Origin of the sequence: Alicyclobacillus hesperidum subsp. aegles (assembly GCF_027923525.1) — a bacterium.
GTDB lineage: Bacteria > Bacillota > Bacilli > Alicyclobacillales > Alicyclobacillaceae > Alicyclobacillus > Alicyclobacillus aegles.
This window is the reverse complement of the sequence record NZ_BSBJ01000013.1, coordinates 1-424: the sequence shown is the minus strand read 5'-3', so window position 1 is coordinate 424 and position 424 is coordinate 1. Positions and strand designations below refer to the sequence as shown.

At 59.4% G+C, this 424-nt stretch carries 1 rRNA gene; it reads right to left on the bottom strand.

The features are described from left to right. Nucleotides 1-424, bottom strand: a 16S ribosomal RNA gene (locus QMF38_RS08865); the annotation flags it as partial.

The window sequence follows — 424 nt, the reverse complement described above, 5'->3', positions numbered from 1 at the left end:
TCCCATGGTTGAGCCATGGACTTTCACTCCAGACTTACACAACCGCCTACGCACGCTTTACGCCCAGTGATTCCGGACAACGCTTGCCCCCTACGTATTACCGCGGCTGCTGGCACGTAGTTTGCCGGGGCTTCCTCACTCGGTACCGTCTCCTAAGGAGCTTTCCACTCTCCTTATCGCTCTCCCCGAGCAACAGAGCTTTACAACCCGAAGGCCTTCTTCGCTCACGCGGCGTTGCTCCGTCAGGCTTTCGCCCATTGCGGAAGATTCCCTACTGCTGCCTCCCGTAGGAGTCTGGGCCGTGTCTCAGTCCCAGTGTGGCCGGTCACCCTCTCAGGTCGGCTACGCATCGTCGCCTTGGTGAGCCGTTACCTCACCAACTAGCTAATGCGCCGCGGGCTCCTCTTTCAGCGCTGCATTTGCA